Source organism: Rhodococcus sp. JG-3, from assembly GCF_000482405.1.
In the GTDB taxonomy this organism is placed as follows: Bacteria; Actinomycetota; Actinomycetes; order Mycobacteriales; family Mycobacteriaceae; genus Rhodococcoides; species Rhodococcoides fascians.
This window is the reverse complement of record NZ_KI519398.1, coordinates 3,546,660-3,569,860: the sequence shown is the minus strand read 5'-3', so window position 1 is coordinate 3,569,860 and position 23,201 is coordinate 3,546,660. Positions and strand designations below refer to the sequence as shown.

Sequence of the window (23,201 nt, the reverse complement as noted above, 5' to 3'; positions counted from 1 at the left end):
CGTGCACTTTTGTCACACTCTTCATACCCCGTGTTTCACGGTCTCAAGCACGTGCGGCGTCACCAGCCGCGTTCGCGCCATTCCGCCAGGTGCGGCCGCTCGTCACCGAGAGTGGTGTCCTTGCCGTGCCCGGGGTAGACGACGGTGTCGTCGGCGAAACGGTCGAACAATTTGGCGCTCACGTCGTCGAGCAGGTGGGTGAAGTCCTCGGGGCCGTTGGTTTTGCCGACGCCGCCGGGGAACAGGGAATCACCGGTGAAGAGGTGCGTCGTCTTGCCCTCGGTGTCGGTCAGCACGAGTGCTATCGAGCCCGGAGTGTGACCGGTCAGATGCACCACATCGAACGTGAGCTCGCCCACCGACACCGTGTCGTGGTCGGCAAGAAAACGGTCCGGAGCTACCGGCAGCGGTTCTGCATCCAGCTCGTGGGCCGCGGTGGGGGAGTCGGTGCCACCGGCGATATCGGCCAGCGCCTGCCAGTGGTCGGCATGCTGATGTGTGGTGACGATCAGAGACAGCGTCGGTGCGTTCTCGTCGAGAAGCAGTGAGATGCGGTCGGCCTCGTTGGCGGCGTCTATCAGCAGGGAATGTCCCGTTGCGGAACAGACGACCAGGTAGGTGTTGTTGTCCATGGGGCCGACCGACATCTTGGTGATCGTGGCTCCGGGGATCGTCCGCCGCTGCGGGGGTGAACCCTGTGCAACGACGCCGGTGTAATTGTCGTCGATGACCATGAGGTGCTCGTCCATTTCGAGGACGCTACCGTCGGCAGCAACGACGGGAGCGCCGGGGTCACGCTCGTGGAAAAGTGTGTCGGTACCTGGACCTACCATTGCTACGAGGTGAGGTTCGTCCCTCACCTCGACAGGTTTTCGACGTGGAGTCCTCGGCTACACGGCGTGTGATCGGTGCATCGGCACCACGCGTCATCATCGACTCGACGTCGGACAATGCTGCGTCGAGCAGCAACACGGCTCGACGTGCTCGTGAGAAAAGAAGGGAACACAGTGGCGGATCGCCTGATAGTGCGAGGTGCACGGGAGCACAACTTGAGGGGGGTCGATATCGACCTGCCCCGGGACGCGCTGATCGTGTTCACCGGTTTGTCCGGTTCGGGCAAGTCGTCTCTCGCCTTCGACACGATCTTCGCCGAAGGCCAGCGTCGCTACGTGGAGTCGCTGTCCGCATACGCACGGCAGTTCCTCGGGCAGATGGACAAGCCCGACGTCGACTTCATCGAAGGCCTGTCGCCCGCGGTCTCGATCGACCAGAAGTCGACCAACCGCAACCCACGCTCCACCGTGGGCACCATCACCGAGGTCTACGACTACCTACGGTTGCTCTACGCCAGGGCGGGCACTGCGCACTGCCCGGTGTGCGGCGAGCAGATCGCCAAGCAGACCCCACAGCAGATCGTCGATCAGGTTCTCGACATGGAGGAGGGCCTCAAATTCCAGGTCCTCGCGCCGGTGGTCCGAACCCGTAAGGGCGAGTTCGTCGACCTGTTCGACTCGCTCAACACCCAGGGCTACTCACGTGTGCGCGTCGACGGTGTCGTCCACCAGCTCAGCAGCCCGCCGGTCTTGAAGAAGCAGGAAAAACACGACATCGAGGTCGTTGTCGACCGACTCACCGTCAAGTCCAGCTCGAAGCAGCGGCTCACCGACTCGGTGGAGACCGCACTGCGGCTCGCGGACGGCATCGTGGTTCTCGACTTCGTCGACCGTGAGGAGAACGCCCCCGATCGGGAGCGTCGTTTCTCGGAGAAGCTCGCGTGCCCCAACGGCCACCCGCTGTCCATCGACGACCTCGAACCGCGATCGTTCTCGTTCAACTCGCCTTACGGTGCCTGCCCCGACTGTGTCGGGCTCGGCGTGCGCAAGGAGGTCGATCCCGAGCTGGTGGTGCCCGACGGTGATCTGAGTCTGGCCGACGGTGCCATCGCGCCCTGGTCGATGGGCCAGACGTCGGAGTACTTCGGTCGCTTGCTGTCCGGACTCGCCGACGCCATGGGCTTCGATCTGCACGCTCCGTGGAACAAGCTGCCGGCGAAGGTCAAGCGAGCTGTCCTGGAGGGCAGCGACCACCAGGTGCACGTGAAGTACAAGAACCGGTACGGCCGCACCCGGTCGTACTACGCCGAGTTCGAGGGCGTCATGCCCTTCCTGCACCGCCGCCTCGAGCAGACCGAATCCGAACAGATGAAGGAACGCTACGACGGCTACATGCGCGACGTTCCGTGTCCTACCTGCAACGGAGCCAGGCTGCGTCCGGAAATTCTGTCGGTCACCATCGCGGCAGGTGATTTCGGGCCGAAGTCGATCGCCGAGGTGTGTGAACTCTCCATCGCCGATACGGCCGACTTCCTCAACAGTCTCACTCTGGGGCGACGCGAGGAAGCGATTGCGGGCCAGGTCCTCAAGGAGGTTCAGGCTCGACTCGGCTTCCTGCTGGACGTGGGTCTCGAATACCTGTCGTTGGCGCGCACCGCGGGCTCGCTCTCCGGCGGCGAGGCCCAACGTATCCGGCTCGCCACGCAGATCGGCTCCGGCCTCGTCGGCGTGCTCTACGTACTGGACGAGCCGTCCATCGGACTGCATCAACGGGACAACCGCCGGCTCATCGACACCCTGACGCGACTGCGCGATCTCGGCAACACGTTGATCGTCGTCGAGCACGACGAGGACACCATCCGTACCTCGGACTGGGTCGTCGATATCGGACCGTTGGCCGGTGAGCACGGCGGACGCGTCGTGCACAGCGGCTCCTACGCGGACCTGCTGACCAACGACGAATCGCTCACGGGTGCATATCTGTCGGGTCGCATGGAGATCCCGTTGCCGGACACCCGCCGGGTGGTCGACAAGAAGCGACAGGTCACCGTCGTGGGTGCCCGTGAACACAACCTCCAGGGAATCGACGTCAGCTTCCCCCTCGGTGTTCTGACGTCGGTCACCGGTGTCTCCGGCTCGGGCAAGTCGACTCTGGTCAACGACATCCTGGCGACCGTGATGGCCAACAAGCTCAACGGTGCCCGGCAGGTTCCCGGTCGGCACACCCGGATCAACGGTCTCGACCAACTGGACAAGCTGGTTCGCGTCGACCAGTCACCGATCGGCCGCACGCCCCGGTCCAACGCCGCGACGTACACCGGGGTGTTCGACAAGATCCGTACGTTGTTCGCGGCCACCACCGAGGCCAAGGTTCGTGGGTATCAGCCCGGGCGATTCTCGTTCAACGTCAAGGGCGGTCGGTGCGAGGCATGCTCGGGAGACGGCACGTTGAAGATCGAGATGAACTTCCTGCCCGACGTCTACGTCCCCTGCGAGGTGTGCGAAGGCGCTCGCTACAACCGCGAGACGCTCGAAGTGCACTACAAGGGCAAGACCATCGCCGAGGTCCTGGACATGCCGATCGAGGAGGCTGCCGACTTCTTCGAGGCCATCACGTCTATTCACCGGTACCTCAAGACACTCGTCGAGGTCGGCCTCGGTTACGTCCGCCTGGGTCAACCGGCGACGACACTGTCCGGCGGCGAAGCTCAGCGTGTGAAACTCGCAGCCGAGTTGCAGAAGCGATCGACCGGCCGCACCGTCTACATTCTCGACGAGCCGACCACGGGCCTGCATTTCGAGGACATCCGGAAGTTGCTCGGCGTGGTGAACGGACTCGTCGACAAGGGGAACACCGTGATTGTCATCGAGCACAATCTCGATGTCATCAAGGTCTCCGACTGGGTCATCGACATGGGACCCGAAGGCGGTTCGGGCGGCGGAACGGTTGTGGCACAAGGTAATCCAGAATCCGTGGCAGCCGTACCCGAAAGCTACACTGGAAAATTCCTGCAGGAGGCACTCTCCCGCGAGGTAGTGGCGTCCACGCCGAAGGCGGCCCCGAAGAAGCGTCGGGCTCGTAAGGTCGCTGCGGTCTGACGCGAACACGTCGACGACGAAGCCGCATCCGGATTGCCGGATGCGGCTTCGTCGTCTGTGGGTTGGGTGGGGTGCGCTCGTTCAGTGCACCGGGCCGGTGTACTTCTCACCGGGGCCGAGTCCTGGCTCGTCCGGGTGTGCTGAGGCTTCCCGGAACGCGCGTTGCAGTGCCTGGAGGCCGTCGCGAATCGGTCCAGCGTGGGGACCGAGGTACTCGACCGACGCGGTGACCAAGCCGGCGAGTGCGGTGATGACGCGTCGGGCCTCGTCGAGATCGAGGTAGGGGCTCTCCGCGGGATCGGGCTCGGATAGACCCAGCTTCTCGGCCGCGGAACTCATCAGCATCACCGCTGCACGGCTGATGACCTCGACCGCGGGAACCTCGGCGAGTTCCCGGACTTCTTGCTCGATACCGGTGGGGTCGGTGCCTGCGGGATCGGCGGGCGTGGATGAACTGGTCATACCTACGAGAATCCCACGCCGCGGGTGCCGTCGGTCGGATCGGGTGTCGACTCGGCTTCATCGACCGGTGCGATTGTCGGTTTCGGCATTCTGCTGGTAGTCTGACTCGACGACCGTCTTCGGCGTGCGCTCCTCGATGGAGTTCACCGCATGGAGGCAGCAAGTGGAGCCCGACTCCCACCGGTATGTGATCCGAATGGATCGCTTCCGGTCCGGTCGCACGAAGGTATCCCAATCGGGATTCCACAGTGCTTCCTCCTCGTGAGGAGACTGTACGACGCGCTATGTCGTACGGATCGACCGGTCGACATCGGGCCCTGCTGTCGGTACTGACCGGCTGCAGGGTTTTTTCGTTTTCGGTGTTGGTTCGCCGAGCGTGATGTCGAGGTTCGAGGGCGACGGGCTGTGTAAGTGGCAGGCGGTCGGGTTACACACCACACCGCACTACCTAGGAGGCCCCATCAGCACTGAGACCCGCATCAACGATCGCATCCGAGTTCCCGAGGTCCGTCTTGTCGGACCAGGCGGTGAACAGGTGGGGATCGTGCGTGTTGAAGATGCACTCCGCTTGGCTCTCGAAGCCGACCTCGATCTTGTCGAAGTAGCTCCCGACGCACGTCCGCCGGTCTGCAAGATCATGGACTACGGGAAGTTCAAGTACGAGGCTGCGCAGAAGGCGCGCGAATCGCGCAAGAACCAGACGCTCACCGTCATCAAGGAGCAGAAGCTCCGCCCCAAGATCGACGCGCACGACTACGAGACCAAGAAGCGCAACGTGGTTCGCTTCCTCGAAGCCGGCTCGAAGGTCAAGGTCACCATCATGTTCCGTGGTCGCGAGCAGTCGCGCCCCGAGCTGGGTTTCCGTTTGTTGCAGCGCCTGGGAGCCGACGTCGCGGAACTCGGTTTCGTGGAAACGTCGGCCAAGCAGGACGGCCGCAACATGACCATGGTCCTGGCTCCGCACAAGGGTGCCAAGACCCGCGTGAAGGCTCAGGAAAGCGCTGCCGCGCCGCCTGCGCAACGCGCACCGGCCCCCGCGCCGGAACAGCCCGCCGCAGCAGCTCCGGCTGCCGAGGCACCGGCCGCAGCAGCTCCGGCTACTCCGGCTCAGACCAACTGAGCTTCGCGCTCTACCAGTAAGACAGTCCCGCACCCGCCTCGGTGCGCAGTCCGTTCCGAGGCGCTGCGTGGCTGTGCCATGCACCACCGAAGAGCTAATACAGAACAGAGGATTTCATGCCCAAGCAGAAGACGCACAGTGGTGCCAAGAAGCGATTCAAGGTGTCCGGCAGCGGCAAGATCCTGCGCCAGAAGGCCGGCCGTCGCCACCTGCTCGAGCACAAGCCCACCAAGGTGACTCGTCGCCTCGATGGTGTCGCCGTTGTCAAGAAGGCCGACGTGCCTCGGATCAAGCGCCTGCTCGGCATCTGATCCGGCTCGCCGCCGACTGATTTCGGTCGGCTTCATCCCATTACCATTCGGGGTTTCACACGCCCCCAGATCGACAGGATTCACCAGTGGCACGCGTAAAAAGGGCCGTCAACGCCCAGAAGAAGCGCCGTTCGATTCTCGAAGCGTCCAAGGGCTACCGCGGACAGCGCTCACGTCTGTACACCAAGGCCAAGGAGCAGCAGCTCCACTCGCTCACCTACGCGTACCGGGACCGCCGCGCGCGCAAGGGTGACTTCCGCAAGCTGTGGATCACGCGTATCAACGCTGCAGCGCGGGCCAACGACATCACCTACAACCGCTTCGTCCAGGGCCTGAAGGCCGCGGGCGTCGAGGTGGACCGCAAGATCCTCGCCGAGCTCGCTGTGTCCGATGCCGAGGCATTCGCCGGCTTGGTCGCCATCGCCAAGGCTGCATTGCCTGCCGATGTCAACGCTCCTGCTGGAGAAGCAGCCTGAGCGAGTCGCCGCACGACGATTCAACTCCGAAACGACCCGTGGATTCGCTGACCGAGCGAACTCCGCGGGTCGTTTCGGCCGTCAAGCTCGCTCGCGCTGCAGAGCGCAAGAAGACGGGACTGTTCCTTGCCGAGGGCTTCAACGCTGTGTCCGAGGCTGCTCGGTTCGGGTCGGTCCGCGAGCTGTTCTTCACCGCGGATGCCCTCGACCGACACGAGAGCCTCATCGCCTCCATCGAGGCCGGTGGCGCACGGGTGTTTCCGATCACCGATCGTGCCGCGAAGGCATTGTCGGACACCGTCACCCCGCAGGGTCTGATCGCAGTCACCGAGTTGGTCGACGTCCCGATCGACCGTGCGTTGGCAGGAACACCGCGGCTGGTGGCCGTTCCGGTGCAAATGGCCGAGCCTGGTAATGCCGGCACGATCATTCGTGTTGCCGATGCCGCCGGGGCCGATTCGGTGGTCCTGCTCGGCGACTCCGTCGACCCGCACAACGGCAAATGCGTGCGGGCCTCGGCCGGCAGCGTCTTCCATCTTCCCATTGCGCGGGAGCGCTCGATCGAAGACGGTATCGACGCACTGCGCCGTGCCGGCCTGACGGTCGTGGCGACTGCCGCCGACGGCGAAGTCGACTTGGACGACGCAGACGAGCTGCTCCAGCAGCCGACTGCGTGGTTGTTCGGCAACGAGGCCCACGGTTTGTCCCTCCCCGTTGCCCAAGCTGCCGATCACCGGATCAGAATTCCCATCCACGGTCGGGCGGAGAGTCTGAACCTGGCGACCGCCGCGGCACTGTGCCTCTACGCGAGCGCCCGTGTTCGACGACGGTCGGCGAACCCGTGAATACGGTCGCCTAGGATCGTTACCACTCTGCTTCGTGCAGACCGACCATTATTCGAGGAGTGCATCTGTCGTGGCGAAGAAAGAGTCCGGGCCCGAGCCGGTAGATCCGAGCGTTCTCGAAGAGTCCGCACTCGACGCTGCGGTGGACTCGGCCGAGCAGGCGTTCGCCGACGCGTCGGACCTCGATGCGCTCACGAAGGTCAAAATCGATCACGTGGGTGGAAAGGCGCCACTGGCGTTGGCTCAGCGCGCCCTCGGAGCTCTACCCGGTGACCAGAAGGCGGACGCGGGCAAGCGCGTCAAGGTGGCACGAGACCGGGTGCAGAAGTCCTTCGACGAGCGCCGCGCAGTGCTGTCGGCGGAGCGCGATGCAGCGATTCTCGTGGCCGAGACGATCGACGTGACGTTGCCGACCGACAGGGCACCCGTCGGAGCGCGCCATCCCATCACGATCATCTCGGAGCAGGTCGCCGATGTCTTCGTCGGTATGGGCTGGGAGGTCGAAGAAGGCCCCGAGGTGGAAACCGAGCACTTCAACTTCGACGCGTTGAACTTCCTGCCCGATCACCCGGCTCGCACGATGCAGGACACGTTCCACATCGCACCGGAGGGCTCGCGGCAGGTACTGCGTACACACACGTCGCCGGTGCAGGTGCGGTCGATGCTCTCCCGCGACGTACCGATCTACGTCGTCTGCCCTGGCCGAACGTTCCGTACCGACGAGCTCGATACGACGCACACTCCGGTCTTCCATCAGGTCGAGGGGCTCGCGATCGACAAGGGCCTGACGATGGCGCATCTGCGCGGAACGTTGGACGCGTTCGCGCAGGCTCTGTTCGGCAGCGATACGCGCACTCGGATGCGGCCCAACTACTTTCCGTTCACCGAGCCCTCCGCCGAGGTCGATGTGTGGTTCCCGAAGAAGAAGGGTGGAGCCGGTTGGGTCGAATGGGGTGGCTGCGGAATGGTCAACCCGAAGGTGTTGCAGGCCAGCGGCATCGACCCGGAGGTGTACACCGGTTTCGCGTTCGGCATGGGTCTCGAGCGAACTCTGCAGTTCCGCAACGACATCCCGGACATGCGGGACATCGTCGAGGGAGACATCAGGTTCACTCTGCCCTTCGGTGTTCAGGCCTGACGCGGCCACTCTCCAGCCCCACTTCATCTCGGATACAAGAAAGAGCTGAGCACACGTGCGAGTCCCACATTCCTGGTTGACCGAGGTCCTGCACGCGGGTACTCCCGACTGGTCCGTCTCGCCCGACGAGCTCGACGCGGGTTTCGTACGCGTCGGTTTCGAGGTCGAGGAGCTGGTCTCGTTGGACAACGTGACGGGGCCCCTCGTGGTGGGTCGGGTCGAGTCGATCGAGGAACTGACCGAATTCAAGAAGCCCATTCGGTTCTGCCTCGTGAACGTGGGGGCCGACGAGCCGCAGGAGATCGTCTGCGGTGCACGCAATTTCGCCGAGGGTGACCTGATCGTCGCGGCGCTGCCCGGCAGCGTTCTGCCCGGCGGGTTCGCCATCGCGTCGCGCAAGACCTACGGCCGCAACTCCAACGGGATGATCTGCTCGACGCTCGAGCTCGGTCTCGGCCGGGACCACTCCGGCATCATGGTGCTACCGGAAGGGACTGCGCAGCCCGGCGACGATGCCAAAGTCGTTCTGGGTCTCGATGATTCGGTGATCGAGCTGAACGTGACACCGGATCGCGGGTACGCCTTCTCGGTGCGCGGCCTGGCCCGTGAGTTGGCGTGCAGCTTCGATCTTCCGTATGTGGATCCGGCGCGCACGATGCCCACCGAGGTCACCGGTGACGCCTGGCCCGTGACGGTCGAGCCCGAGTCCGGTGCTTCTCGGTTCGCTCTGCGCAAGGTCGTGGGTATCGATCCCGCTGCCGTCACTCCCTGGTGGATGCAGCGGAGATTGCTGCTGGCCGGGGTGCGACCGATCTCGGCGGCGGTGGACGTGACCAACTACGTGCTCCACGAGCTCGGCCAGCCGTTGCATGCTTTCGACGCGAGCAAGCTCGACGGTGATCTCGTCGTGCGGCGCGCGAATGCTGGGGAGACGCTCACGACGCTCGACGGCGTCGAGCGGTCGCTCGATGCGGAAGACGTGGTCATCGCCGACGGAACGGGAGCCATCTCGTTGGCCGGCGTCATGGGCGGGGCGTCAACCGAGGTCGACGACTCGACCAGCGATGTCGTTCTCGAAGCAGCATCGTTCGATCCGCTCGCGGTGTTCCGAACCGGCCGTCGCCACAAGCTGTCGAGCGAGGCGAGCAAACGTTTCGAGCGGACTGTGGATTCGGCGCTCCCGGTTGCGGCGCTCGATCGGGCCGCACAGTTGCTCGTCGAGATCGCCGGTGGACGTATCGAACCGGTGCTGACCGACATCGGCGAGGCTGCCCGTTTCCCGTCGGTGACGATGGACTTCGACCTGCCCGATCGGATCGCGGGTGTGCAGTACCCCGACGGGACCGCTGCTCGACGGCTCACTCAGATCGGATGCACCGTCGAGGTGGATGTCGACGGTGGCGGCCACGGACAACTGGTCGTCGATCCTCCCTCGTGGCGACCCGACTTGGTGCAGCGCGCCGATCTGGTCGAAGAGGTGCTGCGGCTCGAAGGGCTCGAGAAGATCCCGTCGATTCTGCCGTCCGCTCCCGGTGGGCGCGGCCTCACCGCCGAGCAGAAGCGTCGGCGGGCAGTCGGCAAGGCCCTTGCGTTCGCCGGCTATGTCGAAGTTCTTCCGCCGGTGTTCCTGCCCAAGGGAATCTTCGACACGTGGGGCCTCGACGCGGACGACCCGCGCCGAGCGACGACGTCGGTGTTGAACCCGCTCGAGGCCGACCGCCCCGAGCTTGCGACGACTGTGCTTCCCGGTCTGCTCGAAATGCTGAGCAGGAACATCGCGCGCGGTCAGCGGGACGTGTCGTTGTTCGGAATCGCCCAGGTCGTTCTCCGGCACGACGCGACCGCTGCGGTGGACGCGTTGCCGGTCGATCGGCGACCGACCGACGATCAGATCGCGATGCTCCGTGGGTCCCTCCCCGCACAGCCGGTACACGTGGGCGTGGTGCTCGCCGGTCAGCGTGAGCCGTCCGGGCCCTGGGGACCGGGCCGAGCAGCCGAGGCCGCAGACGCGTTCGCCGCTGTGCGCACGGTTGCCGCGGCGTCCGGCGTGCACGTCGATCTTCGTGCAGCACACCACCTTCCCTGGCATCCGGGCCGGTGCGCCGAGGTTCTTCTCGGCGGTGAGGTCGTCGGGCACGCAGGCGAACTGCATCCGGCCGTGCTCGAGCGAGCCGGTTTGCCGCCGCGTACGTGTGCGGTGGAGCTGAGTTTGAGCGCTCTGCCCGTCGTCGAATCGCTTCCGGCCCCCGAGGTATCCCCATACCCGGCCGTGTTGCAGGACGTCGCTGTCGTGGTCGACGCGTCCGTGCCCGCTGCGTCCGTCGAGGCTGCGCTGACGATCGGCGGTGGAGAACTGCTCGAGTCCATCCGACTGTTCGACGTCTACGAGGGTGAGCAGGTCGGCGAGGGGCGTAAGTCGTTGGCGTTCGCCCTCCGGTTCCGCGGTTCGGACGGAACCCTGACCGAGGATCAGGCGACGGCGGCTCGCGACGCAGCCGTGGCGGCGGCATCCACAGCGGTCGGTGCCCAGCTGCGCAGCTGAACCGTCGACGGCGCGGCTAGTGTTGTGCGTAGCGTGGTGTCATGACGGGCACGACGACGGGAGCAGCCGATGAGTGAATCCGACACGCAGGCCACGGCCTCGGATCTGCAGTTGTTGAACGAGGTTCTCGCGGCGGTGGCCGGCCGACCTCGGTTGGCTCCGGTGGCAGCGGCGGCATCCGCTCTGGCGGCCGAGTTGGGGACGGCGGAACCCGAGCCCGCCGGTCCGGATCGCGGCGTCCCGCCGGGAACCGTTCCCGATGTGGATGTTCCGCAGGTGACGAAACCTCGTATCGACCAGCCGCTCGGCGATCCACCACCGGGAGCTCCGTTGGGCGGAACGGTGCCGGGCGTCATCGATGCGGAATTGGTCGACGACCTTCCCGTCGGCGGGGGTGGGGGTTATGTCGGCGGTGCGACTACGGGCGAGTTCACCGACTCCGGGGTGCCGACCTGGGATGGGGTGCGAGAGAAGGTGGAGCATCGCTCGGGTACGGCTGTCGGGGCGGAGGAGCTGGACCGGGAATCGAGAGCCGGTCAGGACCTGGACAAACAGTGGAACGATCGGCAGGAAGCCGGCCGAAAGAAGCTCGACGAAATTCGTAGATCGATGGGTAGCAGCTAGCGTTTCCGGCCCGCCGATGAATGAGCTTGCATGATGCTGCATAATAAACCGCATGACTATTTCGGAGGCAACGCCGAAGCGCATCGCGGTGGCGGGTGCCAGTGGCTACGCCGGTGGTGAGATCCTTCGCCTGCTGCTCGGCCACCCAGCTGTTCGCGACGGCTCGTTGGTCATCGGAGCGCTGACTGCGGGTGGCAATGCAGGCGCGACACTGGGTGAGTTCCATCCCCACCTGTTGCCGCTTGCCGACCGTGTGCTCGGCCCCACGACGGTCGACGAACTTGCCGGACACGACGTGATCTTCCTCGGGTTGCCGCACGGTAAATCCGCCGAACTCGCGCTCCAGTTGCCCGAATCCGTGGTGATCATCGACTGCGGTGCCGATTTCCGCCTCAACGACTCGGCAGCCTGGGAGAAGTACTACAAGTCCCCGCATGCGGGGACTTGGCCGTACGGGCTCCCGGAGCTACCGGGGCACCGCGAGCTCCTGGTCGGGGCCACGCGTATCGCCGTGCCCGGGTGCTATCCGACGGTGTCGAGCCTAGCCCTGGCCCCGGCAGTTGCCGCCGGAATCATCGAGCCACGGGTCAACATCGTTGCGGTCACCGGCACGTCCGGTGCGGGCCGGGCACCCAAGGCCGACCTGCTGGGCTCCGAGGTGATGGGCTCGGTTCGCGCATACGCGGTAGCAGGCGCGCACCGGCACACTCCCGAGATCGTGCAGAACCTGTCGGCTGTGGCCGGAACCGACGTGTCGGTGTCGTTCACTCCGGTACTCGCGCCGATGCCGCGTGGCATTCTGGCCACCTGTACGGCCGTGACCACCGCTACCGAGGCTCAGGCCGTCGAGGTGTACGAGAAGGCCTATGCCGCAGAGCCTTTCGTTCATGTTCTTCCGGCCGGGCGGCTGCCGCAGACCGGTTCGGTCATCGGATCGAACGCCGTGCAGATGAGTGTGTCCGTCGATGCAGACGCCGGCTTGCTGGTGGTCATCGCGGCCATCGACAACCTGGCCAAGGGAACAGCCGGTGCAGCAGTGCAATCGATGAATCTGGCGTTGGGAATCGACGAGACCGACGGTCTCTCTACCGTAGGAGTTGCTCCATGACCGGCCTGAAGAGCGAGACGGATACGGTCGCCTCGATCGCGGGGAAGCTCGTGCGTTCCCAGGGCGTGACGTCTCCCGCCGGATTCCGTGCGGCCGGGATTCCCGCGCGTATCAAGGCAAGTGGCAGGTCCGATCTGGCTCTGGTGTTCAACGAGGGCCCGGACTTCACGGCAGCGGGCGTCTTCACCCGCAACAAGGTCAAGGCCGCGCCGGTGCTGTGGTCGCAGCAGGTGCTCACCACCGGTCGGCTTCGCGCGGTGGTGTTGAACTCGGGCGGTGCCAACGCTTGTACCGGTGCACCCGGTTTCCAGGACGCGCATCGGACGGCCGAGGAGGTCGCGTCCGTGTTGAGCAACTGGGGTTCGGAAACAGGGGCCATCGAGGTTGCCGTGTGCTCGACAGGTCTCATCGGCGATCGGTTGCCGATGGACAAGCTGTTGCCGGGGGTGACCGAGGTGGTGCACGAACTGGCCGGCGGTATCTCCGGTGGCACCGATGCCGCTTACGCGATCATGACCACCGATACCGTTCCGAAGCAGGCCGCGATTCATCACGCAGACAAGTGGAATGTCGGTGGCATGGCCAAGGGCGCGGGCATGCTCGCACCCTCGCTGGCCACGATGCTCAGTGTCATCACCACCGACGCCGTCGCGACCGCGGAGCAGCTCGACACCGCGCTTCGTGCGGCCACCCGGTTGTCCTACGACCGACTCGACGTCGACGGCGCATCCTCCACGAACGACACGGTACTGCTGCTCTCCTCCGGGGCGAGCGGTGTGAGCCCGTCGCAGGAGGACCTCGACGCTGCTGTTCTGGCGGTATGCGACGACCTCGCCGATCAGATGATGGCCGATGCCGAGGGCGTCACGAAGCGAGTGAAGATCACCGTCTCCGGTGCAGTATCCGAGGACGAGGCTCTCGTCGGTGCGAGGACGGTCGCCAGGGACAGTCTCACCAAGACGGCCCTATTCGGTTCGGACCCCAACTGGGGCCGTGTACTCGCGGCGATCGGTATTGCTCCGATCGAACTCGATCCGGATCGGATTGCTGTGTCGTTCAACGGCAATCCGGTGTGCATCGACGGCGTCGGCGCTCCGGGTGCGCGCGAGGTCGACCTGTCGGGAGTCGATATCGCCGTGACCATCGACCTCGGACTCGGGTCCGGTACGGCCACGATCAGAACGACGGATCTCTCCCACGCCTACGTCGAAGAGAACTCGGCGTACTCGTCATGACTGCTGCTGCAACGCAATTGACGGCAGCGCAGAAGGCGTTCACGCTCGCCGAGGCGCTGCCCTGGCTCCAGCGCTTCTCGGGCAAGATCGTCGTAGTGAAGTACGGCGGGAACGCCATGATCGACGACGATCTCAAACGAGCGTTCGCCGCCGACATGGTGTTTCTACGCACCGTCGGAATTCACCCCGTCGTCGTGCACGGCGGAGGCCCGCAGATTTCGGCCATGCTCACCAGGCTGGGCCTGACGGGTGAGTTCCGCGGCGGATTTCGGGTCACCACACCGGAAGTCATGGACATCGTTCGGATGGTGCTGTTCGGGCAGGTCGGCCGTGAACTCGTCGGCTTGATCAACAGTCACGGGCCGTATGCCGTCGGAATCTCGGGGGAGGACGCACACCTGTTCACCGCGACGCGTCGTTCGGTCCTGGTCGACGGCGTCGATACCGATATCGGTCTGGTGGGCGACGTCACCTCGGTAGATCCGAAGGCGATCTTCGATCTGATTGCCGCAGGCCGCATTCCGGTGGTCTCCACCATCGCACCCGACAGTGACGGCGTGGTGCACAACATCAACGCCGATACCGCTGCTGCTGCTCTCGCCAGTGCGATCGGGGCAGAGAAGTTGGTCGTGCTCACCGATGTCGAGGGTCTCTACACGGCGTGGCCCGATCGCAGTTCCCTGACCTCTCGAATCGACGCGTCGGAACTCGACGCATTGCTGCCCACGCTCGATGCGGGAATGGTTCCGAAGATGGAAGCGTGCCTGCGGGCCGTTCGTGCCGGTGTGCCGTCGGCGCACGTCATCGACGGTCGCGTCGAACATTCGGTTCTGGTGGAGCTGTTCACCGGAGAGGGGATCGGCACCATGGTCACCCCCGATCACTCGTCTACGTCAGGAGTCACGTCATGACCGGCACGCAGTCCACGGTCGATCTACAGCAGCGGTGGTCCACGTCGCTGATGGACAACTACGGTGTGCCGCGCGTAGCGCTCGTCCGAGGCGAAGGCGCTGTGGTGACCGACGCCGACGGCAAGCAGTACCTCGACCTGCTGGCCGGTATCGCCGTCAATATCCTGGGCCACGCTCATCCTGCGGTGATCGAGGCGGTCACTGCTCAGCTCTCCACTCTGGGTCATACGTCGAATCTGTATGCGACGGAACCGGGTATCGAACTGGCCGAGCAATTGCTCGCACATCTGGGTGCGGGTGCGACGGGACGAGTGTTCTTCTGCAACTCGGGTACCGAGGCCAACGAGGCGGCGTTCAAGATCGCGCGTCTGACCGGTCGTCCCCACATCATTGCCGCCGAGAAGGCCTTTCACGGACGGACGATGGGTGCACTGGCGCTCACCGGACAAGCCGACAAGCGAATTCCGTTCGAACCCATGCCTGCCGGTGTCCAGCACGTGCCCTACGGAGACATCGCCGCGCTCGAGGCAGCCGTCGATTCCGACACCGCCGCAGTGTTTCTCGAACCCATCATGGGGGAGGGCGGCGTGGTCGTTCCTCCCGACGGGTATCTCGTTGCCGCACGTGAGATCACGGCGAAGCACGGCGCGCTGTTGGTCCTCGACGAGGTGCAGACCGGTATCGGCCGCACGGGCTGGTTCTACGCCCACCAGTCGGTCGGCATCGTGCCCGACGTGATCACCTTGGCCAAAGGACTGGGCGGGGGTCTGCCCATCGGAGCCTGCATCGGTATCGGGGCGGCGGGGGAGTTGTTGCATCCGGGCAAGCACGGCACCACCTTCGGCGGCAACCCGGTCTGCGCCGCTGCTGCGTTGGCTGTGTTGCGGACCATTGCCGCCGACGACCTCGTTTCGCACGCCGACAGTCTCGGCAAGACCATCGCTCATTCCATCGAGGCTCTCGAACACCCTCTCGTCAGCCATGTTCGGGGCTCCGGGCTTCTGCTCGGAGTGGTGCTCACGGCCGCAGTTGCGCCTGCGGCCGAGGCGGCGGCCCGTGACGCAGGCTTCCTGATCAATGCAGCGCAACCAGACGTATTGCGGCTCGCACCGCCGCTGATCATCACCGAAGAGCAGGCCGCGTCGTTCGTCTCGGCACTACCGGCAATTCTCGACGCAGCACAGGAGGCACACCAGCCATGACCGTTCAGCACTTCCTTCGCGACGACGACATCACCCCGCAGCAGCAGGGAGAAATCCTGGCGCTCGCGGCCGAGATCAAGCGGGCTCCGTTCTCCAAGCGGCCGCTCGAGGGGCCGAAGGGCGTCGGTGTGATCTTCGAGAAGAATTCCACCAGAACTCGGTTCTCGTTCGAGTTGGGCATTGCGCAGTTGGGCGGCCACGCCGTTGTGGTCACCGGAAGCGACACTCAACTGGGACGCGAGGAGACTCTGCAGGACACCGGCCGCGTGCTGTCCCGCTACGTCGAGGCGGTCGTCTGGCGTACGTTCGGCCAGAAGCGACTGGAGCAGATGGCAACGGGTGCAACGATTCCCATCGTCAATGCGCTGTCCAACGAATTCCATCCCTGCCAGGTCCTCGCCGATCTGCAGACGCTGATCGAGCACAAGGGAAACCTGACCGGGAGGACGCTGGCGTACTTCGGCGACGGTGCCAACAACATGGCACATTCGCTTCTCATCGGCGGAGTGACCGCGGGACTCGATGTCAGGATCGCCGCTCCGAAGGAATTCGCACCACTCGGTTACGTCCTCGATGCCGCACGTGCGCGCGCCGAGGAGACCGGAGCGTCCATCACGGTGACCGAAGACCCCGACGAGGCCGCCGACGGTGCCGACGTTCTCGTCACCGATACCTGGACATCGATGGGTCAGGAGAACGACGGACTCGATCGAGTCGCTCCGTTCCGGCCCTACCGCATCGACTCCGAGCTGCTGTCGAAGGCGAAATCCGATGCGGTCGTGCTGCATTGCCTTCCTGCCCACCGCGGCGAGGAAATCACCGACGAGGTGCTCGACGGTCCGCACAGTGTCGTCTGGGACGAGGCCGAGAACCGTCTGCACGCGCAGAAAGCACTACTGGTCTGGCTCCTCGAGCAGGCTCGGCGACCGTGAGTGACGACGTCACTGCGGTTCCGCTGACCGCGTCGACCCGCGCGGGCAGACAGGCGCGGATCATCGCGTTGCTGGCCACGCATCAGGTGCGCAGTCAACCGCAGCTGGCGTCGTTGCTCGCCGCCGAGGGGATCGACACCACCCAGGCGACGCTGTCGCGTGACCTCGAAGAGTTGGGTGCGGTGAAGTTGCGCGCTCCCGACGGCGGCGTCGGGGTGTACGTGGTCCCCGAGGACGGCAGCCCGGTGCGCGGGGTGTCGGGCGGAACCGACCGTCTCCTGCGGCTGTTGGGGGAGCTGTTGGTGTCCACCGATCACAGCGGAAACCAGGCAGTTCTGCGGACACCGCCCGGAGCTGCGCATTACCTGGCCAGCGCCCTCGATCGTGCTGCATTGCCGGAAGTCGTGGGAACGATCGCCGGGGACGACACGATCCTGCTCATCGCCCGTGAACCGACCACCGGCGGCGAGATCGCCGACAAGATAGAAAAGCTCGCTCGACGCGGAAACTGAGATCCGGTCACTCCGCACTGCACCACACGAACCACGAAGGAGCGTCATCACCATGGCCGAACGCGTCATCCTCGCCTACTCCGGCGGACTCGACACCTCTGTCGCCATCAGCTGGATCGGACGGGAGACCGGCAAGGAGGTCGTCGCTGTTGCCATCGACCTCGGCCAGGGCGGTGAGGACATGAATGTCGTCCGCCAGCGCGCATTGGACTGCGGCGCAGTCGAATCGGTCGTCGTCGACGCCAAGGACGAGTTCGCCGACGAGTACTGCCTGCCGACGGTGCAATCGAACGCGCTGTACATGGATCGGTATCCGTTGGTCTCGGCCATCAGCCGCCCGCTGATCGTCAAGCATCTGGTGGAGAACGCACGTGCGCACGGCGGAACCGTCGTCGCCCACGGGTGCACGGGCAAGGGCAACGATCAGGTCCGGTTCGAGGTCGGCTTCAACACGCTCGCTCCCGAGCTCGAAGTGCTGGCACCGGTACGCGATTACGCGTGGACCCGGGAGAAGGCGATCGCGTTCGCCGAGGAGAACGACATTCCGATCAACGTCACCACCAAGTCACCGTTCTCCATCGACCAGAACGTGTGGGGACGAGCAGTGGAGACCGGCTTCCTGGAAGATCTGTGGAACGCGCCGACGAAGGATGTGTACGACTACACCGAGGATCCGACGGTCAACTTCCAGGCACCCGACGAACTGATCCTCACGTTCGACAAGGGTCGCCCGGTCGCCATCGACGGCCGTCCGGTGTCGGTGCTCGGTGCGATTCAAGAACTCAACACCCGTGCGGGCGCTCAGGGTGTCGGCCGATTGGACGTCGTCGAGGATCGGCTCGTCGGCATCAAGAGCCGTGAAATCTACGAGGCTCCCGGTGCGATGGTCCTGATCCGTGCGCACGAAGAACTCGAGCACGTGACCCTCGAGCGCGAACTCGGCCGCTACAAGCGTCATACCGACCAGAAGTGGGCCGAGCTGGTCTACGACGGCCTGTGGTACTCGCCGCTCAAGGGTGCACTCGACACGTTCGTTCAGCACACGCAGGAACACGTCTCGGGCGACATCCGCTTGGTGCTGCACGCGGGCGGAATCATTGTCAACGGCCGTCGCAGCGGGGAGTCGTTGTACGACTTCAACCTCGCTACCTACGACGAGGGCGACACGTTCGACCAGTCCGCGGCCAAGGGATTCGTGCAGCTGCACGGGCTCTCCTCCAAGATCGCAGCGAAGCGGGACCTGGGCCTGTGACCACTTCGAGCAACGCACACGGAACCAACGAAGGCTCGCTGTGGGGCGGGCGCTTCGCCTCCGGCCCCGCGGCTGCCATGGCTGCCCTGAGCAAATCGACACACTTCGACTGGGTTCTCGCGCCCTACGACATCCGTGCGTCCATGGCGCACGCTCGGGTTCTGAACGGTGCCGGACTGCTGACCCCGCAGGACCTCGAGACCATGCTCGACGGTTTGCAGCGGCTGGCCGACGACGTGGCGTCCGGTGAGTTCGTCGCGGCCGAGTCGGACGAGGACGTGCACGGCGCCCTCGAACGCGGTTTGATCGACCGGGTCGGACCCGAGGTGGGTGGTCGCCTGCGCGCCGGCCGCTCACGCAACGATCAGGTCGCGACCCTGTTCCGGATGTGGTTGCGCGACGCCGTCCGTCGGGTGGCGGTCGGTGTTCTCGACGTCGTGGACGCATTGGCAACTCAGGCTGCGGCTCACCCCACCGCGGTCATGCCCGGCAAGACTCATTCACAGGCGGCGCAGCCGGTGTTGTTGGCGCATCATCTGCTCGCACATACCCATCCGCTGCTGCGTGATGTCCAGCGGTTCGCGGATTTCGACAGGCGAGCGGCGGTGTCGCCCTACGGTTCCGGCGCTCTGGCCGGCTCCTCGCTCGGTCTGAGCCCCGAGAAGATCGCCGCCGAACTCGGGTTCGATTCGTCCGCCGAGAACTCGATCGACGCCACGTCCTCGCGTGATTTCGCGGCGGAAGCCGCGTTCGTATTGGCGATGACGGCGGTGGACCTGTCTCGGTTCGCCGAGGAGGTCATCTCGTGGAGCACACCCGAATACGGTTACGTGACTCTTGCAGATGCATGGTCGACGGGCAGTTCGATCATGCCGCAGAAGAAGAATCCCGACGTCGCGGAGTTGACTCGTGGCAAGACGGGCCGCCTGATCGGAAATCTGACCGGCCTGTTGGCCACCCTCAAGGCACAACCCTTGGCGTACAACCGGGATCTTCAGGAAGACAAGGAGCCGGTCTTCGATTCGGTGGCTCAGCTGGAGTTGCTGCTCCCGGCACTCACCGGTTTGACGGCGACATTGGAGTTCCACACCGATCGCATGGCCGAACTCGCGCCGGCCGGGTTCACGCTCGCCACCGACATCGCCGAATGGATGGTGCGGCAAGGGATTGCGTTCCGGGTAGCTCACGAGGCAGCGGGAGCCTGCGTGCGCGCGGCGGAAGCGCGGGGCGTCGGGCTGGTGGATCTGACCGACGACGAGCTCGCGTCGATCGATCCGGCGCTCACTCCGGCGGTGCGCGAGGTGCTCACCGTGGAGGGCTCCATTTCCTCGCGTGATGCTCGCGGCGGCACCGCGGCGGTTCAGGTGGCGCACCAGCTCGGTGGTGTGCGGGCGACTGCGTCGACGTTGCGCGCGTGGGCCGAGGTGCCGGTGTTGCGGCACTAGTCGACATCCTCGCCGTATTCCACGAGTGTGATGTGAGAAGCTTTCGTCACGCGAAGACCGATGTCGGTCGTTCCGTCGGGGCCGAACGCAGGAGTGTATTTGTGGGACTGAATGCAGACGCGGTACGTGGTCCACTGCGGCGTGCTATCGCAACGGCCCAGAACGGCCTCGAGGTCATCCGGCTGGGTGGACTCGAGACCGAGGTCGATCCGTCGCCTTTCCGGGTGATGGACCGCGAGCCGATGTATCGGTTGCGGCGTTACTTCCCCGACGACGTTCCCGTGGACAGTCCTCCGGTGGTGCTGATTCCGCCGATGATGGTCTCCGCGGACGTGTACGACGTCACCACCGATCAAGGTGCGGCCGGCATTCTGCACGGCATGGGCATGGACCCGTGGGTGGTCGATTTCGGTTCGCCCGATACCGAAGAGGGCGGGTGGAGCCGTACTCTGGCCGATCACGTCGTCGCCATCAGCGAGGTCGTGGACAAGGTGCACGAGCACACCGGCCGCGACGTTCACCTCGGCGGGTATTCGCAGGGCGGCATGTTCTGCTACCAGGCTGCCGCCTATCGAGGTGGACGAAACCTGGCCAGCCTCATCACGTTCGGGGCTCCGGTCGACACCTTGGCCGGCTTGCCGTTGGGTATCCCGGCCGGTGTCGCTACTCGGGGCGCAGAGTTTCTCGCCGACCATGTATTCACGCGCTTGGCCGTGTCGGGGTGGATGGCGCGGACGGGATTTCAGCTACTCGACCCGGCGAAGACCGTGCGGTCTCGTTTGGATTTCCTGCGACAGTTGCACGATCGGGAAGCACTGTTGCCTCGGGAGCCGCAGCGCCGCTTCCTGGCGATGGACGGCTGGGTGGCGTGGTCCGGGCCCGCCGTGGCCGAGTTGCTCAAGCAGTTCGTCGTGCACAACCGCATGATGACCGGCGGCTTCGTCATCAAGGACAGGCTGTTGACGCTTGCCGAGTTGACGGTGCCGGTCTTGGCGTTCGTCGGCGAGGTGGACGACATCGGACAGCCGCTGGCGGTGCGCGGAATCCGGCGTGCCGCACCGCGTGCTCAGGTATTCGAAACGACCTTGCGTGCAGGACATTTCGGTCTCGTGGTGGGTAGCACGGCAGCTGCGCAGACATGGCCGACCACCGGAAACTGGATTCGGTGGCGCGAGAACCTCGGACCGAAGCCCGAGGCCGTGCGCGTCATGGAACACGAGGAGCACTCGGACAGCGACAGCGGAGTGTCGATCACCAACAGGCTCATTCACACCGCTGCCTCCATCGCCGAAGTGGGAGTCGGTGTAGGACGCGGACTGGCCTCGGCCGCGACCGGTGCCGTGCGCGGCACTCGTGAGATCTCGACCGAGGCCGTGCGCACCCTTCCGCGGCTGGCGCGGCTGGGGCAGATGCAGCCGCACAGTCGGGTCTCGTTGGGCCGCTTGATCGCTGAGCAGGGAAGAAAGTCCCCGCTCGGCGAGTGCTTCCTCTTCGACGACCGAGTGCACACCTACGATGCCGTCAACGTGCGTATCGACAACGTGGTTCGAGGTCTGATCAGTGTCGGTGTACGGCCGGCATCGCGCATCGGTGTGCTGATGGAGACCAGGCCGAGTGCCCTCGCCGCCATCGCAGCTCTCTCGCGCATCGGCGCTGTTCCGGTGTTGCTGCAGCCGGGTAGCGACCTCACTGCCGCGTTACGCACCGTGGACGTCGACACTGTGATCGCCGATCCGGAGAATGCCGCGGCGGCCGTTCCGGTCGCGCCCAACGTGCTGGTGCTCGGCGGCGGCGAGACGCGGCGGCTCGATGTTCCGGACGGCTACGAAGTGATCGACCTCGAAGCCATCGACCCCGACGCCGTCCGGCTACCGGCCTGGTTCGAGCCGGATCCCGGTCGCGCTCGCGAACTGGCGATGATTCTGTTCACCACCACCGACCGTGGTCTCGAACCGCGATACATCACCAACCATCGCTGGGCACTGTCCGCATTCGGTACCGCGACGACGGCTGCTCTCGGTCCCGGCGATACTGTGTATTGCCTTGCACCGCTCCATCATTCGGCGGGCATACTCGTGACTATCGGCGGCGCGCTTGCCGGCGGATCGAGGATCGCGCTCTCCCGTGGTCTCGATCCCGAGCGCTTCAGGGAAGAGGTGTACCGCTACGGCGTCACTGTCGTCAGCTACACCTGGACGATGATGCAGCAGATCGTCGACGACGGGCGCTTCCCGGTCGACACCGGTCACCCGGTTCGGCTGTTCATCGGCTCCGGTATGCCGGTGGGATTGTGGCGTCGCACCCTGGCGAAGTTCACCCCGGCGCGAGTGCTCGAGTTCTATGCCTCCACCGAGAACGACGTCATTCTGGCCAATGTCGCCGGGACGAAGATCGGCTCGAAGGGACGCCCTCTGCCCGGCAGTGCGCGAGTGGCTCTGGCGGCGTACGACCCGATCACCGGCCGACTCGAAGAGGACGACGACGGATTCGTGCGGCAGTGCCGCGACGACGAGATCGGGCTGCTCCTGGGCCGCCCGAGTGGTGACGGTGAAGCGACCAGCCATGTCATGCGTGGGGTCTTCGAGCCCACCGACGCGTGGATACCCACCGAGAACCTGTTCCGGCGTGATTCGGACGGCGATTACTGGCTCATCGATCGTAAGGACACCGTTGTTCGCTCGGCGCGGGGTCCGGTGTACACCCAGCCGATCGTCGACGCCGTCGGCGATCTCGATCAGGTCGGTTCGGCCGTGGTCTACGGGGTTCGTGTTGCCGTCGACGGGCCACGGTCGATCCGCATGGAAGCGTCGGCCACCGAGGTTGCCGTGTGTGCTGTCTCCCTGCAGCCGGAAGCGGTGATCACCGCTCGCGCTCTCACCGATGCCCTGGGAGTCCTGCTTCCGGACGAGCGCCCGGCGATCGTCCACGTTGTGTCCGACATCCCGGTCGGTCGCGCCTATCGACCCAACGCGTCTGCATTGAAACAGGCAGGAATTCCTACTCCGAGCGCACGATCGTGGTACTACGATCCGGAGTCGAACAGCTACCGACGACTGACGAAAGCTGTTGTGGCAGAACGCTTCGTGGGACGTCAGGCCACCGCCGAGAAGTCTTCCTGACATGAAGGAACGGCCGGCGGCCCCGACGACGGAAA

Annotated in this window: 19 protein-coding genes; 17 read left to right on the top strand and 2 right to left on the bottom strand. The window is 65.1% G+C overall.

Going from position 1 to position 23,201, the window contains the following annotated elements; all coding sequences use genetic code 11:
• Positions 1–59: 59 nt before the first annotated feature.
• On the bottom strand, positions 60–749 hold the full coding sequence (locus tag K414_RS0118205) for an MBL fold metallo-hydrolase (protein ID WP_027497245.1): 690 nt from the start codon (positions 747–749) through the stop codon (positions 60–62).
• 258 nt (positions 750–1,007) lie between these two features.
• Here K414_RS0118205 and uvrA point away from each other — a divergent pair, with 258 nt between their 5' ends.
• Positions 1,008–3,932 carry an excinuclease ABC subunit UvrA gene (uvrA, locus tag K414_RS0118195; RefSeq protein ID WP_027497244.1) on the top strand — a complete coding sequence of 975 codons (2,925 nt, stop codon included), beginning with the start codon at positions 1,008–1,010 and terminating at the stop codon, positions 3,930–3,932.
• Positions 3,933–4,013: 81 nt separating this feature from the next.
• Here uvrA and K414_RS0118190 read toward each other — a convergent pair whose 3' ends face one another.
• On the bottom strand, positions 4,014–4,394 hold the full coding sequence (locus K414_RS0118190) for a DUF1844 domain-containing protein (protein ID WP_027497243.1): 381 nt from the start codon (positions 4,392–4,394) through the stop codon (positions 4,014–4,016).
• A gap of 403 nt (positions 4,395–4,797) precedes the next feature.
• Between K414_RS0118190 and infC the strand changes: the two genes are divergently transcribed.
• The 16 genes from infC to K414_RS0118105 all read left to right on the top strand — a co-directional run bounded on the left by infC (position 4,798) and on the right by K414_RS0118105 (position 23,166).
• Positions 4,798–5,514, top strand: a complete 717-nt coding sequence (gene infC / locus K414_RS0118180) for a translation initiation factor IF-3 (RefSeq protein ID WP_032365534.1) — start codon at positions 4,798–4,800, stop codon at positions 5,512–5,514.
• A gap of 116 nt (positions 5,515–5,630) precedes the next feature.
• Complete coding sequence (gene rpmI / locus K414_RS0118175) at positions 5,631–5,825, top strand: 50S ribosomal protein L35 (RefSeq protein WP_008715923.1); 195 nt, start codon at positions 5,631–5,633, stop codon at positions 5,823–5,825.
• 86 nt (positions 5,826–5,911) lie between these two features.
• Complete coding sequence (gene rplT, locus K414_RS0118170) at positions 5,912–6,301, top strand: 50S ribosomal protein L20 (RefSeq protein ID WP_008715924.1); 390 nt, start codon at positions 5,912–5,914, stop codon at positions 6,299–6,301.
• 38 nt (positions 6,302–6,339) lie between these two features.
• Positions 6,340–7,146: an RNA methyltransferase gene (locus K414_RS0118165; RefSeq protein WP_027497241.1), complete on the top strand. Its 807-nt coding sequence runs from the start codon at positions 6,340–6,342 to the stop codon at positions 7,144–7,146.
• 70 nt (positions 7,147–7,216) lie between these two features.
• Positions 7,217–8,284, top strand: a complete 1,068-nt coding sequence (pheS, locus tag K414_RS0118160) for a phenylalanine--tRNA ligase subunit alpha (protein WP_027497240.1) — start codon at positions 7,217–7,219, stop codon at positions 8,282–8,284.
• Between the two features lie 55 nt (positions 8,285–8,339).
• Positions 8,340–10,826: a phenylalanine--tRNA ligase subunit beta gene (gene pheT / locus K414_RS0118155; protein WP_027497239.1), complete on the top strand. Its 2,487-nt coding sequence runs from the start codon at positions 8,340–8,342 to the stop codon at positions 10,824–10,826.
• Between the two features lie 69 nt (positions 10,827–10,895).
• Positions 10,896–11,450, top strand: coding sequence for a hypothetical protein (locus K414_RS0118150; protein WP_027497238.1), 555 nt, complete (start codon positions 10,896–10,898; stop codon positions 11,448–11,450).
• Between the two features lie 52 nt (positions 11,451–11,502).
• Entirely contained in the window at positions 11,503–12,558 is a 1,056-nt protein-coding gene (argC, locus tag K414_RS0118145; protein WP_027497237.1) for an N-acetyl-gamma-glutamyl-phosphate reductase, read from the top strand.
• On the top strand, positions 12,555–13,793 hold the full coding sequence (gene argJ, locus K414_RS0118140; protein WP_051365154.1) for a bifunctional glutamate N-acetyltransferase/amino-acid acetyltransferase ArgJ: 1,239 nt from the start codon (positions 12,555–12,557) through the stop codon (positions 13,791–13,793). The genes argC and argJ overlap by 4 nt, the downstream gene beginning before the upstream one ends.
• Positions 13,790–14,704, top strand: a complete 915-nt coding sequence (gene argB, locus K414_RS0118135) for an acetylglutamate kinase (RefSeq protein ID WP_027497235.1) — start codon at positions 13,790–13,792, stop codon at positions 14,702–14,704. The genes argJ and argB overlap by 4 nt, the downstream gene beginning before the upstream one ends.
• Positions 14,701–15,906, top strand: a complete 1,206-nt coding sequence (locus K414_RS0118130) for an acetylornithine transaminase (protein ID WP_027497234.1) — start codon at positions 14,701–14,703, stop codon at positions 15,904–15,906. The genes argB and K414_RS0118130 overlap by 4 nt, the downstream gene beginning before the upstream one ends.
• The gene (gene argF / locus K414_RS0118125; RefSeq protein WP_027497233.1) at positions 15,903–16,838 is read left to right on the top strand and encodes an ornithine carbamoyltransferase; all 936 of its coding nucleotides are present in this window, start codon (positions 15,903–15,905) and stop codon (positions 16,836–16,838) included. Before K414_RS0118130 ends, argF begins: the two co-directional genes overlap by 4 nt.
• A gap of 23 nt (positions 16,839–16,861) precedes the next feature.
• Positions 16,862–17,350: an arginine repressor gene (locus K414_RS0118120; protein ID WP_027497232.1), complete on the top strand. Its 489-nt coding sequence runs from the start codon at positions 16,862–16,864 to the stop codon at positions 17,348–17,350.
• A 52-nt stretch (positions 17,351–17,402) separates the two neighbouring features.
• On the top strand, positions 17,403–18,602 hold the full coding sequence (locus tag K414_RS0118115) for an argininosuccinate synthase (RefSeq protein WP_027497231.1): 1,200 nt from the start codon (positions 17,403–17,405) through the stop codon (positions 18,600–18,602).
• A complete protein-coding gene (gene argH / locus K414_RS0118110; protein WP_027497230.1) occupies positions 18,599–20,047 on the top strand; it encodes an argininosuccinate lyase in 1,449 nt (482 codons plus the stop codon). The genes K414_RS0118115 and argH overlap by 4 nt, the downstream gene beginning before the upstream one ends.
• A 101-nt stretch (positions 20,048–20,148) precedes the next feature.
• Entirely contained in the window at positions 20,149–23,166 is a 3,018-nt protein-coding gene (locus K414_RS0118105; RefSeq protein WP_027497229.1) for an AMP-binding protein, read from the top strand.
• Positions 23,167–23,201 lie beyond the last annotated feature (35 nt).